This window comes from Halomonas sp. PAMB 3232 (assembly GCF_031954225.1).
Lineage (GTDB): Bacteria > Pseudomonadota > Gammaproteobacteria > Pseudomonadales > Halomonadaceae > Vreelandella.
Genome location: NZ_CP134865.1, coordinates 1,240,317 through 1,259,129, shown reverse-complemented (window position 1 = coordinate 1,259,129; position 18,813 = coordinate 1,240,317). Strand labels below are relative to the sequence as shown.

General features: G+C 59.6%; 21 protein-coding genes. 3 read left to right on the top strand and 18 right to left on the bottom strand.

The features are described 5' to 3' along the window. Nucleotides 1-37: 37 nt before the first annotated feature. Nucleotides 38-751 (top strand): 16S rRNA (uracil(1498)-N(3))-methyltransferase, encoded by a 714-nt coding sequence (locus tag RN346_RS05865; protein WP_311962428.1) that lies wholly within the window; start codon nucleotides 38-40, stop codon nucleotides 749-751. Between the two features lie 57 nt (nucleotides 752-808). Here the strand turns inward: RN346_RS05865 and RN346_RS05860 are convergent, their stop codons facing one another. The 11 genes from RN346_RS05860 to hemH all read right to left on the bottom strand — a co-directional run bounded on the left by RN346_RS05860 (nucleotide 809) and on the right by hemH (nucleotide 11,867). Beyond that, the gene (locus RN346_RS05860) at nucleotides 809-1,366 is read right to left on the bottom strand and encodes an ATP-dependent zinc protease (RefSeq protein WP_263584554.1); all 558 of its coding nucleotides are present in this window, start codon (nucleotides 1,364-1,366) and stop codon (nucleotides 809-811) included. A 51-nt stretch (nucleotides 1,367-1,417) separates the two neighbouring features. Next, nucleotides 1,418-2,671 (bottom strand): lytic murein transglycosylase, encoded by a 1,254-nt coding sequence (locus tag RN346_RS05855; RefSeq protein ID WP_263584555.1) that lies wholly within the window; start codon nucleotides 2,669-2,671, stop codon nucleotides 1,418-1,420. Between the two features lie 100 nt (nucleotides 2,672-2,771). Beyond that, nucleotides 2,772-4,343 (bottom strand): DASH family cryptochrome, encoded by a 1,572-nt coding sequence (locus RN346_RS05850; protein ID WP_311962693.1) that lies wholly within the window; start codon nucleotides 4,341-4,343, stop codon nucleotides 2,772-2,774. Between the two features lie 374 nt (nucleotides 4,344-4,717). Beyond that, on the bottom strand, nucleotides 4,718-5,122 hold the full coding sequence (gene mnhG, locus RN346_RS05845) for a monovalent cation/H(+) antiporter subunit G (protein ID WP_263584557.1): 405 nt from the start codon (nucleotides 5,120-5,122) through the stop codon (nucleotides 4,718-4,720). Further along, complete coding sequence (locus RN346_RS05840; protein WP_263584558.1) at nucleotides 5,115-5,384, bottom strand: cation:proton antiporter; 270 nt, start codon at nucleotides 5,382-5,384, stop codon at nucleotides 5,115-5,117. The genes mnhG and RN346_RS05840 overlap by 8 nt, the downstream gene beginning before the upstream one ends. Continuing rightward, nucleotides 5,384-5,857, bottom strand: a complete 474-nt coding sequence (locus RN346_RS05835) for a Na+/H+ antiporter subunit E (RefSeq protein WP_263584559.1) — start codon at nucleotides 5,855-5,857, stop codon at nucleotides 5,384-5,386. Before RN346_RS05835 ends, RN346_RS05840 begins: the two co-directional genes overlap by 1 nt. Then, a complete protein-coding gene (locus RN346_RS05830; protein ID WP_311962427.1) occupies nucleotides 5,854-7,455 on the bottom strand; it encodes a Na+/H+ antiporter subunit D in 1,602 nt (533 codons plus the stop codon). The genes RN346_RS05835 and RN346_RS05830 overlap by 4 nt, the downstream gene beginning before the upstream one ends. Continuing rightward, nucleotides 7,452-7,799: a Na+/H+ antiporter subunit C gene (locus RN346_RS05825; RefSeq protein ID WP_263584561.1), complete on the bottom strand. Its 348-nt coding sequence runs from the start codon at nucleotides 7,797-7,799 to the stop codon at nucleotides 7,452-7,454. The genes RN346_RS05830 and RN346_RS05825 overlap by 4 nt, the downstream gene beginning before the upstream one ends. Nucleotides 7,800-7,817: 18 nt before the next feature. Further along, entirely contained in the window at nucleotides 7,818-8,249 is a 432-nt protein-coding gene (locus RN346_RS05820; RefSeq protein WP_263584562.1) for a Na+/H+ antiporter subunit B, read from the bottom strand. Beyond that, on the bottom strand, nucleotides 8,242-10,578 hold the full coding sequence (locus RN346_RS05815) for a putative monovalent cation/H+ antiporter subunit A (protein WP_311962426.1): 2,337 nt from the start codon (nucleotides 10,576-10,578) through the stop codon (nucleotides 8,242-8,244). Before RN346_RS05815 ends, RN346_RS05820 begins: the two co-directional genes overlap by 8 nt. A gap of 206 nt (nucleotides 10,579-10,784) precedes the next feature. Beyond that, complete coding sequence (gene hemH, locus RN346_RS05810) at nucleotides 10,785-11,867, bottom strand: ferrochelatase (RefSeq protein ID WP_263584564.1); 1,083 nt, start codon at nucleotides 11,865-11,867, stop codon at nucleotides 10,785-10,787. A gap of 103 nt (nucleotides 11,868-11,970) precedes the next feature. On the opposite strand from hemH, the gene RN346_RS05805 reads away from it, so the two are divergent. Both RN346_RS05805 and RN346_RS05800 read left to right on the top strand, forming a co-directional pair. Then, nucleotides 11,971-13,542 carry a cryptochrome/photolyase family protein gene (locus tag RN346_RS05805; RefSeq protein WP_311962425.1) on the top strand — a complete coding sequence of 524 codons (1,572 nt, stop codon included), beginning with the start codon at nucleotides 11,971-11,973 and terminating at the stop codon, nucleotides 13,540-13,542. 1 nt (nucleotide 13,543) lies between these two features. Continuing rightward, entirely contained in the window at nucleotides 13,544-13,951 is a 408-nt protein-coding gene (locus tag RN346_RS05800) for a DUF393 domain-containing protein (RefSeq protein ID WP_311962424.1), read from the top strand. A gap of 15 nt (nucleotides 13,952-13,966) precedes the next feature. Here RN346_RS05800 and RN346_RS05795 read toward each other — a convergent pair whose 3' ends face one another. The 7 genes from RN346_RS05795 to rpsF all read right to left on the bottom strand — a co-directional run bounded on the left by RN346_RS05795 (nucleotide 13,967) and on the right by rpsF (nucleotide 18,591). Further along, nucleotides 13,967-14,269 (bottom strand): DUF6482 family protein, encoded by a 303-nt coding sequence (locus RN346_RS05795; RefSeq protein WP_263584567.1) that lies wholly within the window; start codon nucleotides 14,267-14,269, stop codon nucleotides 13,967-13,969. Nucleotides 14,270-14,449: 180 nt separating this feature from the next. Beyond that, nucleotides 14,450-14,746, bottom strand: a complete 297-nt coding sequence (locus RN346_RS05790; RefSeq protein WP_252107667.1) for a hypothetical protein — start codon at nucleotides 14,744-14,746, stop codon at nucleotides 14,450-14,452. Between the two features lie 153 nt (nucleotides 14,747-14,899). Next, nucleotides 14,900-16,285, bottom strand: coding sequence for a replicative DNA helicase (gene dnaB / locus RN346_RS05785; RefSeq protein WP_263584568.1), 1,386 nt, complete (start codon nucleotides 16,283-16,285; stop codon nucleotides 14,900-14,902). A 310-nt stretch (nucleotides 16,286-16,595) separates the two neighbouring features. Beyond that, entirely contained in the window at nucleotides 16,596-17,042 is a 447-nt protein-coding gene (rplI, locus tag RN346_RS05780; RefSeq protein WP_263584569.1) for a 50S ribosomal protein L9, read from the bottom strand. A 15-nt stretch (nucleotides 17,043-17,057) separates the two neighbouring features. Beyond that, complete coding sequence (locus RN346_RS05775; RefSeq protein WP_311962423.1) at nucleotides 17,058-17,909, bottom strand: hypothetical protein; 852 nt, start codon at nucleotides 17,907-17,909, stop codon at nucleotides 17,058-17,060. 12 nt (nucleotides 17,910-17,921) lie between these two features. Next, a complete protein-coding gene (gene rpsR / locus RN346_RS05770) occupies nucleotides 17,922-18,149 on the bottom strand; it encodes a 30S ribosomal protein S18 (protein WP_009097135.1) in 228 nt (75 codons plus the stop codon). Between the two features lie 34 nt (nucleotides 18,150-18,183). Next, nucleotides 18,184-18,591, bottom strand: coding sequence for a 30S ribosomal protein S6 (rpsF, locus tag RN346_RS05765; protein ID WP_263584571.1), 408 nt, complete (start codon nucleotides 18,589-18,591; stop codon nucleotides 18,184-18,186). Nucleotides 18,592-18,813 lie beyond the last annotated feature (222 nt).

Below are 18,813 nucleotides of genomic sequence, written 5' to 3'. Positions count from 1 at the left end.
CTCTAGACCTTTCATTGACGAGTATTTAGCGAACCACATGAACCTGATACTACTGGCCCCCGACGAGCTCGACGCCGACCGCCGCGCCACCCTGACCGACGCCAGGCGCCTCGAGCACCTGATCCGCGTTCATCGGGCGAAAGTCGACGATACCTTTACCGTGGGCGTGCTGGGTGAAGGCGTGGGCAGGGCACGCCTGGCCGCGCTGGATGATCAGCGCGCGGTGTTCGAAGTACCCGCATTGACCCAGCCACCGCCCCCGGCACTTCCCGTGCACCTGGTGCTGGCATTGCCACGCCCGCGTATGCTCGCGCGCACTCTCGAGCACGTGACCGCGCTGGGGGTCAAAGCGCTGACGCTGCTGCATACCAGCCGCGTCGAGAAAAGCTACTGGCAGTCGCCGGAGCTTCACCCGGATAAAATACGCCAACATTTCATTTTGGGGCTGGAGCAAACCCAGGACACGATCCTGCCCGAGATCACCCTCTGCCGGGGGTTCAGGCCCTTTCTGGAAGATCAGCTTCCTGCACTGCTAAAAGACCGGCGCGGGCTGTTGGCCCACCCGGGCATGCCTAACGCCTGCCCGCGCGAGGTCGACGAGCCCACACTTTTACTGGTCGGCCCCGAAGGCGGATTCATTCCCTGGGAAGTGGAAAAGCTGCTGGAGGCGGGCTGCGAGGGCATTCATCTGGGCCCTCGCATTTTACGGGTCGAAACCGCGGTGACGGCGCTGCTATCGAAACTATTTTAACTTCTTCAAGCTATTCTGATCTGCTCAAAGCGCTTTTGATGCGCCGCTACGCGGTTGTTAGTCCTGATCGTCTTCGGGGTCGAAGGCAACGTAGTTGGAATCGTCCGAGCACTCGGGTTCTTGTAAGAAGGTGTTTTCCACGTCGAGCAGGCCCAAATGACTGATGGTGCGCCGACCCAAGAGCATCGGGTAGATCATCTCTTCGCGGTCGCGAAGGCTAAACTGCTCTTCGTAGACCGTGTCGCCCATGCAGACGTCGAGCAGCACGACCGGGCGCTCGTCGCGGCCGCCGGCGCCGCGAACGGTCTGCTCGCGGTGCAACGGGCGCTCGATTTCATCGCTGAAGGTGTCGCCGCTGCCCTGGTCTTCGAGCTGCAGGCGAAAGCGCACCCACTCCTCGCCCTCTTTTTCGAAGGTTTCGATATCGCGGGCGTCGAGCGATGAGGTGAGCGCACCGCTATCGAGCTTCGCCTTCACCATGATATCCCAGTGATCGATCACCGCGTTCTCGACCCAGCCGTAGACCTTGCGCTCGTCAGCCGAAACGGCGCTACTCGCAATGAGTGCCCCGGAAAGCGCGCATAGCCCCAGTACGTGTGAAAAAGCCTTGCTCATTGACAGTCATCCCTGATGAAAAAACAGTGGCGTTCGTTGATGGATCGAGCGCTAACGAAGGCGCTCGAGCAGCGACTGCGTGGCGAAGCCGTCCGGCGTCAGCCCCTGGTCGCGCTGGAAGGCGCGCAGCCCGCTTTGCGTGTTGGGCCCCATGATACCGTCCGGCGTGCCCACGGCGTAGCCGGCAGCGTTGAGCCGCTGCTGAAGGCTTCTGACATCGTCGCGCGTCAATGGTGCCTCGTCGCGCGGCCAGGCCTGTGAAATGCCCGGTCGTCCGGCGATGGCGTCGCCTAGTGTGCCCACCGCGAGGGCGTAGCTGGTGGCGTTGTTATAACGAAGAATGGAGCGAAAGTTGGGGCCGACCAGAAAGGCGGGCCCCTGGGCGCCGGCGGGCACGATGATCGCTGCGCTATCAAAGTCGGGAAGCTCCCCGCTGACCGCGCGCACGCCCTGGCTTGCCCACTCGCGGGTCGACCGGCGCTCGGTCTGGGCGTAGTCGAAATCATTGGGCAGCATGACTTCGCGACCCCAGGGCTGGCCCGGCTGCCAGTTGGCCTTCGCAAGATAGTTGGCGGTGGAGGCCATGACGTCGGGAATACTGCCCCAGATATCGCGGTGGCCGTCGTTGTCGCCATCGACGGCGTAGGCTTCGAAGCTCGAAGGAATGAACTGGGTGTGGCCCATGGCCCCGGCCCAGGAGCCTTTCATACGCTCGGCGGTGATGTCACCTTCATCGATGATTCGAAGCGCGGCCAGAAGCTCGCCTCGGGCGAAATCGCGGCGCCGCCCGTCGAAGGCCAGCGTGGCGAGCGACTCGAGCGTCGAGAAATCGCCGAAGTTACTGCCGTAGTTACTCTCGATCCCCCAGATCGCCACGATGATTTCGGCCGGAACGCCGAAGCGGCTCTGCATCTCGGCGGCGGTTTGACGGTGCGCTGAAAGCTTTTCGCGGCCATTGCTGACACGCGTATCGGATACGGCAGAGTCGAGATACTGCCAAATCGGGCGCACGAACTCCGGCTGATAGCGGTCGAGCTCGATGACGCGCTCGCGATAGCGAACGTTGTCGAACGCCGAGGCCAGCGTCGCTTCGCTGATCCCCTGGCTTCGCGCGTATCGGCGAAACTCATCGCGCCACTGCTCGAAGTTGGCATAGCGAAGCTCTTCGGCGCCGCGGGCGTCCACTTCGCTCATTAGCTCGAGATTGGCGTAGGCGGGGCTGGCGAGCGCCAAGCCCGCCGCAAGACTCAAGGCACCGAGCTGAACGCCCCGATAGCCTGCAAACATACTGGTTTTCAACGACATGGTTTCAATCTCTTGGCTATCCCTGGCAGAGACTGATAATGGCCTGGAAACGCACGGCTTGCCAGCGTGGCCGCTAGATTCCATCAACGCCACTCCGCCGCTACTCTTCGGCCTCTTCGATCTCCTCGATCGATAGACTGGAAGCCTGGCGCGCACTCTCGGATGCCGACACTTTCGAATCGTTGCGCGCAATTTGGCGCTCCAGCGGACTTTTAACCCGAATGGAAGTATCACCCTTATCGGAAGTATCACCCTTATCGGCGCTGCTCGATAATGGCCTATCCATCAGCCAGCGATCCCACTCTTCCGGCTCGACACAAGGCGGGTCGAAGCTTTGCGGATCGCTACGCCAAGGCTGATGACGATCGACACCAAAATCGAGGTTATCGAGCTCGGGAAGCCAGTGAGCTACGTAGAGGCCTTTCGGATCGTACTGTTTGGCCTGCTTCAAAACGTTGAAATAACGGTCCTTGCGCCCATCGCGACCAGTACCGGCAATATGACTCCAGTTACCCCAGTTGTTGGCGGCGTCATAATCGATCAGGCAGTGTTCGAACCACTGAGCCCCGAGGCGCCAGTCGACCCCCAGATCTCTGACCAAAAAACTTGCCACGTTCTGACGCGACCGGCTCGAAATCCAGCCAGTATGGCTAAGCTCGTGCATGGCAGCGTCGACGAACGGCACACCGGTTCTGGCTTCGCGCCAGCGGTCGAAATTTTCACACGGCCTCGATAGCGCTTGTTCCCCGAACAGCTTGGGACCTTCCACTTGGGCATTGCGGTGAAAATAGTCGCGCCACATCAGCTCGAACACGATCCACTTGCTCGACTCACAGGCACCGTTGACCGCCTCCCAGGCCTTGACCTCTTCATAGACCTGTCGCGCGGAAAGACAGCCACAGGCAAGCCAGGGCGAAAACCGCGTTGAAAAGGTGTCACCCAAAAGACCATTGCGGGTCTTTTTGTAGGACCCGGCACCGTTGATATGCCAGAAGTAGTCATGAAGGCGATCACGCGCGGCGGCCTCGCCGCCAATGAAGTTGAACCCCTGGCGGTCATCGGGCTGCCAGAAGGCGCTCTCTTCGCTCACTTTTTTAAGCGGTGGGAAACCACGCGAAGCGTTTTCCGGCCAGCCAGGCAACGTATAGGGAGCGGCGAGCGCTTCGCCAAACGACCACTGCTTTTCGATCCGCTGGCGAAACGCCGAGAAACTACCGGGCATGTCGTCGAGCTCGAATGGAAGCTCCTCGCGATCAAAAAGATAGCCGCTTTCGATGCGCTCGAGCGCTGTCTCGTCGGGCAGCGTGTTATCGATTTGGTCGAGCAAGCGAGACTCTTCGACGCCCGCGTGTTCCATCGTCCGCACGCGACGCGCTCTGAATTGATTAGCAAGCTGTACAACTATTTGTGCGGGCTCGCCGATGCGCACTAGCAAATCGCTACCGCGCTGTAGAAGCTCACCACGAAGCGCCATCAGGCTTTGCCATAAAAACCGCAGCCTCGCAGGCCCCAGTCGCGGCGTCGCTTCTCCGGGTAAAGCAGGCTCGAGTAGGCGCTGGTCGAGTACGAAAAGGCAAATAAGCTGATCGGGACGGGAGTCGAATCTCAATAACGGATTGTCTGATACCCTTAGGCTATTGTTTATCAAGACAATATCGGTAGTAGCTTGCATCAAGAGTCTCCTGGCGTACCTTGCTGGCTGGGTGTGCATGGGCGGAGTAACCGCTTTAGCGCTCCACATCAGCTGTGCGTCCATCCTCGATACGATATGAACGCGAGTATAGAACGCGGTCCTCGTAGGCTTTTCACCAACTCCAGGGCGCAGCAGTAACGGGTTTCAAAACGTTTACAGCGTAATTACTGAACAGATTATCTTATACAATACAATTATTGTACATTAAACAACCACCTTTTTTGCAAGCCATTTCAGCTATAAACAAAAAAGCCGCCCTGTTGAAGGCGGCTTATTTAATAACATAGGTTATTAAAATACTGTTTTAAAACCGTTAAAAATCGAGTGGTACAATTTTTGATGGTTGACCCTGACTACTCGGAATCCCCACTCTTTGCCGGTCGTTTGGCGTTCTCTTCGGTTTCAAGGCCGCTTTTGAGCTCGTGAGTCAGCGGGTCGTAATTGGGCTTTAACTCATCCTTGACTGTACCGCTCCAAAGTCTGGACCCAACGAAGTACCCTGCCCGCCCAATGACGTGAGCTGCGACCGGCGCGGTCATGAGAATGAACAGGATGATGGCAAAGGAGCGCGCTACCACGCCCACCTCGGCAAAGTGCATGGCCGAGGCCAGCATGATCAGTATGACGCCAAGCGCGGCGGCCTTGGTGGTAGCGTGCATGCGCGTCAGCAAATCCGGCAGGCGCAAAAGGCCAATGGCGGCCAGCAAAATGAACAGCGAGCCGCTGAGCAGTAGCGCCCCCTTGATGAACTCAATCATCCCGCGGCCCTCCTCGTTCCAAAAACCGGGCAAAGCCGATCGCGGCCAGAAACCCCATCAGTGCGATGACGATGGCAGCGTCCAGAAAGCTGGCGACACCCGACTGCACGGCGTACACCCCGACGAGCCCGACGACGGTGGTGGAAAAAAGCTCCAGCGCCACCACGCGGTCGGGAAGGCTTGGGCCTCTCACCACCCGCACGAACGTCAGCATCAGCGCCAGGCCCATGATGATCTGGCAAATTAAAATGACGGTACTCATTAGCGAAACAGCTCCAGTGCGCGATGCTCCATTTCCTTGAGGTTGCGCCGCAGCTCGTCCTCGTCATCCAGAAACATGGCGTGAATGTAGAGCACCCGGCGATCGTCAGAGACGTCCAGACTCAGCGTCCCCGGCGTCAGCGAGATCAGATTGGCCACCAGTGTGATCTCCATTTCGGTACGCGCCGACAGCGGCATGGCGATGACGCCGGGTTTCATGTGCCAGGGCGGCGTCAGGATGTCGAAAGCAACGCGGAGATTCGCCTGAATCAGCTCCTTGATGAAAAAGCCAAGAAAGCGAAGGATACGCGGAATACGCGCCGGGTAGCCCTTGAGCGCGTCCACCTGGTGCTCGATCAGTACCAGCGCGATATAGCCAAAGATCATCCCCACCAACAGGTTCAGCCCGGTAAAATCGCCGCTCAATAGCACCCAGGCAAGACCCAGCAGCAGGTTCCAGATAGCACCGGTCATGGCAGCTCCTCCCCGAGGGTGCCGGAAGGCTCGGCGTCAGACTCCAGCGGCTCATTGATGCTCGCCTCGGCGCCGTCAGGACTTCCCAGCACTGCTTCTACGTAGCCCGCCGGGTTGAAAAGCTGCTCGCCAATCAGCGTCATTACGCGCATGATCGGCTCGGCGAACACGCCAATCAAAAGGGTCACCGCCGCCAGCGCCACCACGGGCAGATACATCAGCCACAGACCTGGCTTCAAGAGGCGCTCGTCATCGCCCACCGGTGTAGGCGCTTCGGGCACCCGATTGTCCTCGGGCAGCGCCTTCCAGAACACCTCGTTCCAAATTTTCACCATCGAGTAGAGCGTCATCAGCCCGACCGCCAGCGCAATGCCCGTGGCCACGTAGGCCTCGGCCTCGAAACCCGCGCGAATGAGCACGAACTTGGCGAAAAACCCGGACAGCGGCGGCACCCCGGCCAGCGAAAACGCCGAGACGAAAAACGCGATGGCAAGCCCCGGCGACTGGCGATAAAGGCCGCCCATCTTCTTGAGCTGATAGGTGCCCTGCAGCCGATGGGTAATACCGCTGATCAAAAAGAGATTCGTCTTCACCACGATGTTATGCACGATCGCCAACACCCCGCCGGCAATCGCCAGCGGAGTGAAGATCGCCAACCCCAGAATCATGTAGCCGATCTGGCTGACGATATGAAACGACAGAATACGGCGAAACTCGTACTGCGCCGCCGCGCCGAGTACGCCGGTCACCATGGTGAACACCGCGCCCCACAGCAGGATATCCTGCAGATACCCCATGGTTTGATCGAAAATCAGCGTAAATACGCGGAAAAGCGAATACACCCCCACCTTGGTCAGAAGGCCGGCAAACAGCGCCGAGACCGCCACCGGCGGCGTATGGTAGGAGGCGGGCAGCCAGAAAAAGAGCGGAAACGCGGCGGCCTTGATACCGAAAGCAACCATGAACATCACCGCCAGCACCTCGACCATGCCGGTGTGCTCCATCTGCTCCATACGTACGGCGATATCCGCCATGTTGAGCGTGCCGACGCTGCCGTATAAAAGCCCGATCGCGGTGAGGAAAATTACCGACGCCAGCAGGTTAAGGGTGACGTACTTGATCGCCCCTTCCATCTGCGCGCGTTCGCCGCCCAGAATCAACAGCGCAAAAGAGGCCACCAGCATGACCTCGAACCAGACATACAGATTGAAGATATCGCCGGTCAGAAACGCCCCGGCCACCCCTGCCAGCAGCAGGTGCATGAGCGGGTAGTAGCCGAACTTCTCGTGGCCGTGGCCGGTGGCGGCCAGCGAGTAGATTCCCATAGCCAAACCGATGAGTCCGGTCATGAGGATCATGACCGCGCTCAGCATATCCGCAATCAATGTAATGCCAAACGGCGCCGGCCAGCTGCCCATCTGAATGGTGACGTAGCCATCTTCCAGTACGGACACGAACAGCCACAGGCTGACGAGCAAAAGCGCGGCGTTACCGGCCACGGCCAAAAAGCGCTGCATCGGCCGCGAGCGCCAGAACAGCAGCGAAAGCGCCCCACAGAGCAGCGGCAGCAGAACGGGCAGAGCGACTTCGGGCCTCACGTATCGGTATCCTTCATCTTGTCCAGATCGTCTGCCTTGACGATCTCATAGGCGCGGCGGATCAGCACCACTGCGAAGGCCAGCACGCCAAACGCAATGACGATGGCGGTCAACACCACCGCCTGAGGCAGCGGGTCGGCCACTTCGCCAAGCGGCTGGGACATGCCCTCGGGAATCAGCGGCGGCGCACCGCGGGTCATCCCGGCCGCGGTGAAGATCAAAAGATTTGCGGCATTGGAAAGCAGCAGCAAACCGATGACGAGCTTGACGATCGAGCGTCTAAGCATCATGAAAATGGCGGTGGCGTACAAAAGCCCGATCGCCAGGGCCATTATCGGCTCCATGGGTAACCTCCCTGTCCTTTAGGGTTCATCCTTGTCCACCTCCATCAGCGCCATGACCATACCGATCACCGAGCCCAGCACCGCCAGATACACGCCGATATCGAAGATCAAGGGGGTCGACGCCTTGAACTCGATCACCGGAATGGTCCACCACTGGGCGGTCAAAAAGGGCTGATCCATGAACCAGGCGGGCACCACCGAGATCATGCCGAGCAGAAGTCCAATGCCGATCAGGTCTCGCGGGTCGAGCATGCGCAGCACTTCGCGCGTGGCGCTGACCCCGAAGGCGAAGAGATAAAGCGTAAAGCCGCCCGCCGCCACGAGCCCAGCGATGAAGCCACCACCGGGCTCGTCGTGGCCGCGCAGCAGCAAGAACACCGAGAACATCAGCTGCAGTGGCATCAAAAAGCGCGCAGCGGTATTGAGGATGATCGTGCCGGATTTAACCATCGTAAGGCTCCCTTGGCGCGTCCTTGCGCTTTGCACTGGCGGCGGCGTGGTTGAACTTGAGCATGGCGATCACGCCGATCGCGGCCAGCGCCAGCACGAACATTTCGCCCAGCGTATCCAGCGCCCGGTAATCGACAAGAATGACGTTGACGATGTTGCGCCCAAACGCCAGCGGCGCGCTGTTTTCCACCATGTAGGCGGAAATCGGTTCGAACTGGTCGATACTCCAGGCCGTCATCACCAGCAAAAAGATCAAAACGCCCATGGCCGCGGCGACGACGCCGTCGCGAAAGCGCTCGAGGCTAGTGGAGAGATTGGAAAAGCGCGGCAGACGAAACAGCACCAAAACGAGCAAAATGACCGTCAGTGTTTCGACCAACAGCTGGGTGATGCCCAAATCCGGCGCGCTAAAGAGAATGAAGATCAGCGCGATCGAAAACCCCATGATGCCCACTGACACCACCGCCCCCAGCCGCGAGCGTGAGATGGTAGCGAACAGCGCCCCCATCGCCATGGTGGTGACCACGATGATCTCGTGAAAACGCGCATCGAGCTCCAAACGCAACACCGGCGCGTGGCGCACCAAAAGCGAATAGCCCACCAGCGCGATGAGTACCACCAGCATGACGAGAATGTAGTTACGCATGTAGCCGTTTTGCAAAAGCCGGGTTTGCCACTCTGCGACGCGCACAATGGCATTCAGGGCCCTATCGTAGCCCGCTTCCGGCCCGTGGCGCTGAATCGGCGCCAGCACGGAGAGCTTGCCGCGCACGCTGTCCCAGCGTTTGAAGAGCAAAAATCCGAGCGCCAGACTCACAATTGATAAAATCAGCGCGGCGTTGACGCCGTACCAGAGCGACAGCGTTACCTCCAGCGTCTGGCCCACGATGGCGCTGGCCGCCGCCGTGAGTAGCGCATCGATGCCGAAAAACGCCGGCGCCAGACCAAAAAACAGCGAGCCAAACGCCAGAAGTCCGGGGCCCACGAGCATGCTGAACGGCGCCTCGTGAGCCTCGGTGGGCGTTTGCCGGCGCTTGCCAAAAAACGGGCGTATGGCCACGATGGCCGCCACCGCAATCGTCAGAATCGCCGAGGCGAAGGCAAGCCCCAATAGCACCGCCTGGAAACCCTCGGCGCCGAGTACCGCCTCGAGCATTAGCTCCTTGCCGATGAAGCCAAACAGCGGCGGCACGCCGGAAAGCGACAGCGCCGTGACGAAAGCGATGACCGCGGTGACCGGCATGACCCGGCGCAGCCCGCCCATTTCGGTCACGTCCTGGGTACCGGTTTCGTGATCGAGAATGCCCGCCACCATGAACAGCGCCCCCTTGTAGAGCGAGTGGGCCAGCATGAAGGTAACGAAGGCGGTCATGGCGTAGTCACTGCCGATGCCCAGCAGCATGGTCAAGGTGCCCAGCGCCATGATGGTGGAGTACGCAAGAAGCTTTTTGATATTGGTGTGATGAATGGCCAAAAAGGCGCCGGTGAACATGGTGGTCGCGCCCACCAGCGACAGTGTCCAAACCCAAAGCTCGGTGCCGCCCAGCTCTGGCTGTAGCCTCGCCATCAGGTAGATGCCCGCCTTGACCATGGTGGCGGAGTGCAGGTAGGCCGACACCGGTGACGGTGCGGCCATGGCGTTGGGGAGCCAGAAGTGAAACGGAAACTGCGCCGACTTGGTGAAGGCGCCGAGCAGCAGGCAGATCACCATCGGTGTGTAGAGCGGATGCTCGCTAAGGTCCTCGCCCCCGGCCAGCACCTCGGAAAACGACCAACTACCGCTTGTGATGCCCAGCAGCACCAGCCCCCCCATCAGCGCAAGTCCGCCGGCCACGGTAACGAACAACCCCTGGCGGGCGGAGTTACGCGCTTTCAGATCGGTATGGTTGAAGCCAATGAGCAGATACGAAGTAACGCTGGTGAGCTCCCAAAACACGAACAGCGTCAAAAGCCCATCGGCCATGACCAACCCGAGCATCGACATCATGAAGCCGAGCATGGCGACGTGAAAGCGGGCGATATCCGGGCTGCCTCTCAAATAGCCCCCGGCATAGACCAGTACGAAGGTGCCGATGATGGTGATCAAGAGGCCAAAAAGCAGCGATAGCCCGTCGATCATGAAGCTAAGACTAATGCCAAGGGAGGGAACCCAGGCCCATTCGAGCAGCAAGGGCTCGCCGGCCACCACGGTACCGGCCTGGCTCAGAAGCCAGGCGGCGATAGTGGCGGGAAATAGCGCCAGTATGAAACTCGCCTGCTCACCGAACCAGCGATTGATCAACGGCGCCGAGGCCGCTAGTAGAAAACCCAACAGGATGGCGAGCTGCATCTGACACGATCTCCCTGACTGATAACCGCCCAGGTAATGGGCTCGACGCGGCGACACATCCATGTTCACTGCGTTGAATAACTGTGATTGAGTATGCCTCACCTTATAGCAGCCGCGGCGCCGTTTCCACAAAACCCGCCTGCGAACAGGACCGCTATTTTACTTAGCCTGCTATTTTAGCGATTGAAATCATTCACATTATTTCGTTACTCACGCGTTGAAAGCCAGCCACCCAGCTCGTTTTTGATAATCTCGACCAGCGCCTCCATGTGATCCTCGCGGTCGTTCAAACACGGGATATAGCTAAAGGTTTCACCACCGGCGTGGAGGAAGCTTTCGCGAATCTCCTCCTGAATCTCCTCCAGCGTTTCGACGCAGTCTGCCGAGAACGCCGGCGACATCACGGCGATATGGGTGTGTCCCTGCCGGGCGAGTTCTGCCACGTGGTCGACGGTCGCCGGCCCCACCCACTTCTCCGGACCGAACTGGGATTGAAAGGCGGTATCGATATCGCTTGCATCGAACCCCAGGGTCTCGCGCAGAAGCCGCGTGGTTTTCTGACAGTGGCAGTGATAGGGGTCGCCTTCGAGCAGATAGCGCTCGGGCACACCGTGATAGCTTGCGACCAGCTTGCTGGGGCGCGTTTCGAACCCGGCGTAAGCCTCCTCGACGGAGTTGGCCAGCGCCCTCAAGTAGCTCGGGTGGTCGAAATAGGCCGGCACGGTGCGAATCGCCGGCTGCCACTTCATCTTCATCAGGCTGCGAAACGCCTGGTCGTTGGCGGTCGCCGTGGTGGGCGAGCCGTACTGCGGGTAGAGCGGAAAAAAGACGATCCGCTCGCAGCCCTTTTGCTGCATCCGCTCGAGCACGCTGGACGTGGAGGGGTTACCGTAGCGCATGCAGTAATCCACTTCCACGTCATCGCCGAACAGCGCTTTCAAGCGGTCAGTGACTTTCTCGGTCTGGGCGCGGGTGATGGTGCGAAGCGGGCTTTCGTCACGCTCGGTGTTCCAGATGCTTTTATACGCCTTGCCCGACGAGAACGGCCGTTTGGTCAGGATGATGGTTTGTAAAAGCGGCTGCCACTTCCAGTCAGCGTAGTCCACGACCCGCTTGTCCGAGAGAAACTCATTGAGATAGCGCCGCATGGACCAGTAGTCGGTATTGTCCGGCGTCCCCAGGTTGGCCAGCACTACGCCGACCCGCTTACGGGCCACCGGCGGGTGCGAGGCCGGCGCGTGGGTCAAGCGTCCTTCGCCGGGTGCATCTTTCGAAACGGTGTCGCTCATGGCCATCTCCTGCAGATTGAGTCGCCAAAGCTTATCACTTTTCAGCAAAGTCGCGGCATGAAGTTATACTATGAACACTATTCGTATAACTATGGATCAATTTATGTCCAAGCCGCTGCTGCTGGTCCTTGGCGACCAGCTGTCGCTATCGCTTCCGCTATTGCAAAACGCCCCGGAAAACGCCGTCGTGGCGCTTTGCGAGGTCAAGGAAGAAGCGCGCTACGTCCCCCATCATATTCATAAGATCGGCCTGTTTCTGGCGGCGATGCGCCACTTCGCCAAAGCGCTCGAGGAGAAAGGCTTTCAAGTCGCCTACAGCCATCTCGACGATGAGCAGAATACCCACTCGCTGCTCGAGGAAGCCGAGCGGCTCGCGCGCGCTCACGGCTGCGATGGGATCCACGCCACGCGCCCCGGCGAGTGGCGTCTTTGGGAGGCGATGCAGGATCGCCAGAACGCTAAGATTCCCTGGCTTCTCGGTGAGGACACGCGCTTTTTCACCACGCCGGACGAATTCGCCGAGTGGATCCGCGGGCGCAAGCAGCCGCGCATGGAGTACTTCTACCGCGAGCAGCGAAAACGCACCGGGCTTTTGATGAAAGACGGCGAGCCCGCCGGGGGCCAGTGGAATTTCGATCACGACAACCGTGAGCCGTTGAAGGGGCAGAAAAGCTTTCCCACCCTGCCCCATCACCGCCAGGATGAGATCACCCAGGCGGCGCTTGCCGACGCCGAGCGTCACTTCGGTGATCACATGGGCAGCATCGATAACTTCAACCTGCCGGTCACGCGCCGCCAGGCACTGGCGGATCTCAAACACTTCATCGACGAGGCGCTGCCGGATTTCGGCCGCTATCAGGACGCGATCAGCGACAGTGATCCGCTGCTCTACCACTCACGGCTCTCTGCGGCCATGAACATCGGCCTGCTGTCGCCTTTGGAAGTGTGCAAGGCCGCTGAAAAAAGCTACGCCGAGGGTGAGGCGCCGATCAACGCCGTGGAGGGATTCATCCGCCAGATACTGGGCTGGCGAGAGTACGTGCGCGGGCTCTACTGGACGCAGATGCCAGGCTACAAGCGCGAGAACCGGCTCAACTTTCGCCGCGAGCTGCCGGATTTCTACTGGGATGCGCAAACGGATATGCGCTGCATGAACCGCGCCATTCAAATGACCATCGACAACGCCTATGCCCACCACATTCAGCGGCTAATGGTGACGGGCAATTTCGCGCTTCTGTGCGGGGTCAAACCGGAGGCGCTGTGTGACTGGTACCTGGCGGTTTACGCCGATGCCAGCGAATGGGTGGAGCTTCCCAATACGCTTGGTATGGTGTTGCACGCCGACGGCGGCCTGATGGGCTCCAAACCCTACTGCGCGTCGGGCAAGTATATTGACCGCATGTCGGATCACTGCGCCAACTGCCGCTACTCGCCCAAGCAGATGACCGGCACCCACGCCTGCCCGTTCAACAGCCTCTACTGGCACTTTCTCGAGCAGAACGAGAAACGCCTGAGCCAGAACCCGCGCATGAAGCTGATTTACGGCTCTCTCAATAAAATGGGCGACGACAAGCGCGATGCGATTCGCCAGCAGGCCGAAAGCTTTCTGCGTAAGCTCTCGACCCGCCAGGGCTACGGCCAGAAACATCACACTCAAGGATACAAGAGCCATTAATGTGAACAGCCAACGCTTTGAAAGCCTCGACGCCCGGGCCCCGGTGACGCTCTACTACGACGGCCACTGCCCGTTTTGCTTGAAGGAGGTGGCCTGGCTTGAAAAGCACCCGCGCCGAGCGCGTATCGAACTGGTGGATATTCAGGCCAGCACGTTCGACGCCGTCGCCCTGGGGCGCCCTTTCGAGGATCTGATGGGGAAACTGCATGTCAGGGATCAAAACGGGAAGTGGTATATCGGCATGGAAGCGAGCCGGACCCTGTATGCGGTGCTGGGCTACCGGCGGATGGTGTGGGTTTCCTGCCTACCGGGCCTGCGCGGAGTGATGAATGCAGGCTACCGTTTGTTTGCCCGCTACCGTGTACGGCTGGGGCGGTGGGTTGAAAGACGTAAGACGCGTTCGCGGTGAAAGACCAGCGCCGCGTTAGAAAACGAGCGGCATGCGCGAGGTCAAGGGTTCGCTGTAGTGCGCGTCGCGGCCGATCATCTCGTCGTGGGGCACGTGCTGGACCAGATACGCGCGGTGGATGTCGGCCCGCTTGAGTTCGAGATAGACGTCGTCGAGCGAGCGAAACAGCATCGGCTTGCCCCGTTGGGTCAGCATATGGCGGCTGCCCTCGACATCCTCGAGCTCGACCTGATAAAAACGGCTGCCCGAGTGGGTAATCACCCGTATTTCGAAATTGCTGGAGCCTTCGACAAAGGTTTTCAGTTCGTTCAAATCCATGAATCTCTCCTGTTATTAGTGGTCATGGGGCACAGCCTGACGCTTCCCCATGACATTTTTATTACCCTATCAGGATAACAGTAGCGCAAATCGTGCCGCTTCACTAAGGCGCTCGAGCGCTAACGTAACAAAAGAGTGTTTTATCAGATACCTGGCTTTCCGAGGGGCCCCAGGGCCGGCCTACTGATACTGGGAAGGATCGATCGCCTTGCCCAGAGAGTTACGGTCGATCCAATTGCCGCCCTTGGTCTCCTTGTAGCGAAATACCACCTTGTCGCCGATTTCCACGGGCAGCTCGCCGTCTTCGGTTTGATAGCTAAAGGCCTCGCCGTTGACCACCAGGTGGTAGCGGTAAAGATCCGGCATGCCCAGCCACTCCTTGAACGGCCCTTCGCGCTCGAGCGATTCGAGTTCACCCCGGCCTTCGAGCTTGGGAAGACGCTTCTTGTTGCCTCGCTTAAAACCACCACCAGCCATGCGCTGCTCCTGTCGATTGAACGTTTGATCGAACGTGGCCACACCGGGATCAATGAATGTTCTCGGTCGTGCTGGCCACGCCGACGTCACTTTACAAAGTCGGTTTTCACTTTAAAGGGGCGGCATTATACGGGCTGCGCCCCGCGGCTCAAGTCATTCGCCGAAGGCCTGGCCGTAGCTGTCCGGGGCCAGATCCTCGAAGCGGGTATATTTGCCGATGAACGCCATATGGACCGTACCGATCGGACCGTTACGCTGCTTGCCGATGATCAGCTCGGCGAGCCCCTGATTATCAGGGTTGTCCGGATTGTAGACCTCATCGCGGTAGACGAAGGCGATGACGTCGGCGTCCTGCTCGATGGCGCCGGACTCACGCAGATCCGACATCACCGGGCGCTTGTTGGGGCGCTGCTCCAGCGAGCGGTTGAGCTGGGAAAGCGCGACCACCGGGCAGCCGAACTCTTTTGCCAATCCCTTGAGCGAGCGCGAGATTTCGGAGATCTCGCCGGTGCGATTTTCCGAAAAGCCGGGGATCTGCATCAGCTGAAGGTAATCGATCATGATCAGCGCCATGTTGCCGTGTTCGCGCACGACGCGGCGAATCCGCGAGCGCATCTCGTTGGGCGAAAGCGCGGCAGTGTCATCGATGAAGAGCTGCTTGTCCTTTAGAAGATTCACCGCCGAGGTCAGCCGCGGCCAGTCTTCGTCCTCGAGCTGCCCCGAGCGCACGCGGGTCTGATCGATGCGCCCAAGCGACGACAGCATCCTGAGCATCAGCGACTCCGCGGGCATCTCCATGGAGAACACCATCACCGGCTTATCGCTCGAGATCACCGCATGCTCGACCAGGTTCATGGCGAAGGTGGTCTTGCCCATCGACGGGCGCCCGGCGATGATCACCAGATCCGAAGGCTGCCAGCCCGAGGTCATCTCGTCGAGATCACGAAACCCGGATGAGAGCCCGGTCATCTCGCCTTTCATGTTGAAGAGCTCGTCGATACGGTCGACGGCCTTGGTCAAAAGCTCGCTCATGCCGATCGGACCGCCGGTCTTGGGGCGCTCCTCGGCAATCTGAAATACCAGCCGCTCGGCTTCGTTCAACAGCTCGTCGGCGGGCCGGCCCTGGGGCGAGAAAGCGCCATCGGCGATCTGATTGGCCGCGCGAATCAGCTTTCTGAGCGTCGCCCGCTCGCGCACGATATCGGCGTAGGCGCGAATATTGCTCGCCGACGGCGTGTTGCGCGCAAGCTCGGCCAGAAACCCGAGCCCGCCAACGCTATCGAGCTGGTCGCGCGCTTCCAGCGCCTCGGAGAGCGTCACCACGTCCAGTGGCTGGCCAGACTCGGCCAGATGAATCATGACGTTGAACACCAGCCGGTGCTCGTAGCGGTAGAAGTCATCCGCGGCCAGGCGCTCGGCGACGTTGTCCCAGGCCTGATTGTCGAGCATCAGCCCGCCAAGCACCGACTGCTCGGCCTCGAGCGAGTGCGGCGGAAGCTTCAGCGCCGCCGTTTCCTGATCCGCTGGGGACTCATCCATCCCGGGCTCCTTTCAATAGCGTCTTACGCAGGCAATCGTACTACGCGTGCAATCGTACTACGCGGAGCCACTGATACGTGGCCCCATGTGACTCATGAGCCCGCCTGGGCGTTTACGCCCGGCGGTGCTGAAAACGATTTTGCAAGGCAAGGCCTTGCAAAATCGACTCCCTTGCGTGCCTTAAGCGGCACAAACACGAGGCTCAATACGAGTCAAAAACATGAATCAAAAACGTTATTCAAAAACAAAGGGCGCGGGATAACCCGCGCCCTTTTCGGCGTCACCGGAGGTGGCAAAGCATCCGTCGGGATTACTCTGCAACCACCACTACGCGTACGGTTGCATCCACTTCGGCATGCAGGTGCAGGGCAATGTCGTATTCGCCGGTTTGACGAATCGGGCCCTCGGGCATGCGAACTTCGCTCTTGGCCACTTCGATGCCGGCAGAGGAGATCGCATCGGCCAGATCGCGCGGACCGATCGAGCCAAACAGCTTGCCTTCGTCGCCCGCTTTGGAGACCAGCGACAGTTCGATGTCGTTGAGCTGCTCGGCGCGCGCTTCGGCTTCTGATTTACGCTCGGCGGCTTGAGCTTCGAGCTCGGCACGCTGCGCTTCGAACGCTTCAACGTTCTCTTTGGTCGCCGGTACGGCCAAGCCGTACGGTACCAGGTAGTTACGACCGTAACCGGGCTTCACAGTGACCTTGTCACCCAGGCCGCCCAGCTTACCAATCTTGTCGAGCAGAATGACTTCCATCTCGTAAACCTCTAGTCAATTGCTGCGGGTAAGGCGTGCGCGAACGTTCGCGAAAGTATCAATCAGCCCCAACAGCAGCACAATGAGAATCGTGGGCAAGGTTGTGATCAGCAGCACATAAAATACCGCCAGCCACAGCCCGTTCATCCCCTTTAGTCCAATAAATCCGTGCACTAACGCAATGCCAGCCACCAACAGCGGCACCCAGCCAACGATCAAAAGCGCCTCGCCGCTCAGCAAAAGCCCCACCACGCCAAGAATCGCCAACAGCGCGAACTCTTTAGGGCTCAAGCGCAGCGCGTGAAACTCTTCACGAAAGCCGCCCGGGTTATAGAGCCCGGCCTGCCAGCTGCGCCCCAGGGCCAGACAGGCGATCGATGCCAGCAGCACGATCAGCCCGGTGACCCCACCGACGACCAATGCGGCCAGCGCCTCGGTGTCGTAGCCCTGGCGGGCGAACTCGGTGAGCATGTTGTCCACCTCTACCGAGCTCTGCCTGAGCTGCTCGAGCATCAGCTCCGACCCACCGGGCAGGCTGAAAATCCCGAGCTGGATCATGAAGGCCGACGCCAGCGTGCCGACGATCAGCGCTTCGCTCCAACGCATCCGCTCGCGCAGAATGACGGCCATGAGCGTGACCAGCAACACACTTGCCAGCGGAATCACGTCGCCCTGCACCCACCAAAAACCGGCGGGGATGGCGGCGGCGAGAATCACCGGCAGCGCCGGGGCGAACCCGCGACGCAGTGTCACTAAGGCGGCAATGGCGGCTCCCAACCAAAAAAGCCAGGGCACCAGCGTTGCAAGCGACGCCACGCCAACGGCGTAGGGCGTTTTTTGCATCAGCCATCGTGCTAGTGCCAGCATCACGTCAAGTGCTTACTGGTGGCTATCGGAATAGGGCAGTAGTGCCAGGTAGCGCGAACGCTTGATCGCGGTCGCCAGCTGGCGCTGGTAGCGTGCTTTAGTACCGGTGATACGGCTTGGAACGATCTTGCCGGTTTCGGTGATGTAAGCCTTCAGCGTGTCCAGATCCTTGTAGTCGATCTGCTTGACGCCTTCAGCGGTGAAGCGGCAAAACTTACGGCGACGGAAAAAACGTGCCATGGAGTAGCTCCTTTAATACGTGCGGTGAGTAAACTTAGGCAGTTTCTTCGGTTTCTGCTTCGGAGTCGGCATCGACGTCAGAATCGTTGCGCGGCTTGTCTTCGCGACGCGGACGCTTCTCTTCTGCCGGCTTCATCATCGGCGAGGCTTCGGTGACCGCTTCCTTGCAGCGGACCACGAGGCTACGGATGATGGCATCGTTGAAACGGAAGATGTTTTCGATCTCTTCCAGAGTTTCACCGGTGCACTCGACGTTCATCAGCACGTAGTGAGCCTTGTGGATCTTGTTGATCGGGTAAGCCAGGTGACGACGGCCCCAATCTTCAAGGCGATGCACGGTGCCCGAATTTTCGGTCACGATGCTGGTGTAGCGCTCGACCATAGCCGGCACTTGCTCGCTCTGATCCGGGTGGACCATAAACACGATTTCATAATGACGCATGGAATCTCCTTGCGGTTTGACAGCTTCCGGTGCGCGCCGCTCGGGCTTGGCAGGGAAGCAAGGAGTTAACTGAATGCCTTTCGCCAACGCGCTTCTAATATCGTGGGGGCCACGATGAAGCGCCGATTAGTCGCCTGGGCATCAAGCAGAACTTTCATTGGTGTGAGGGAAAAACCCTCAAGGCGCCCGCAACGAATAAACGGGCGAGCGCATTTTAGAAGC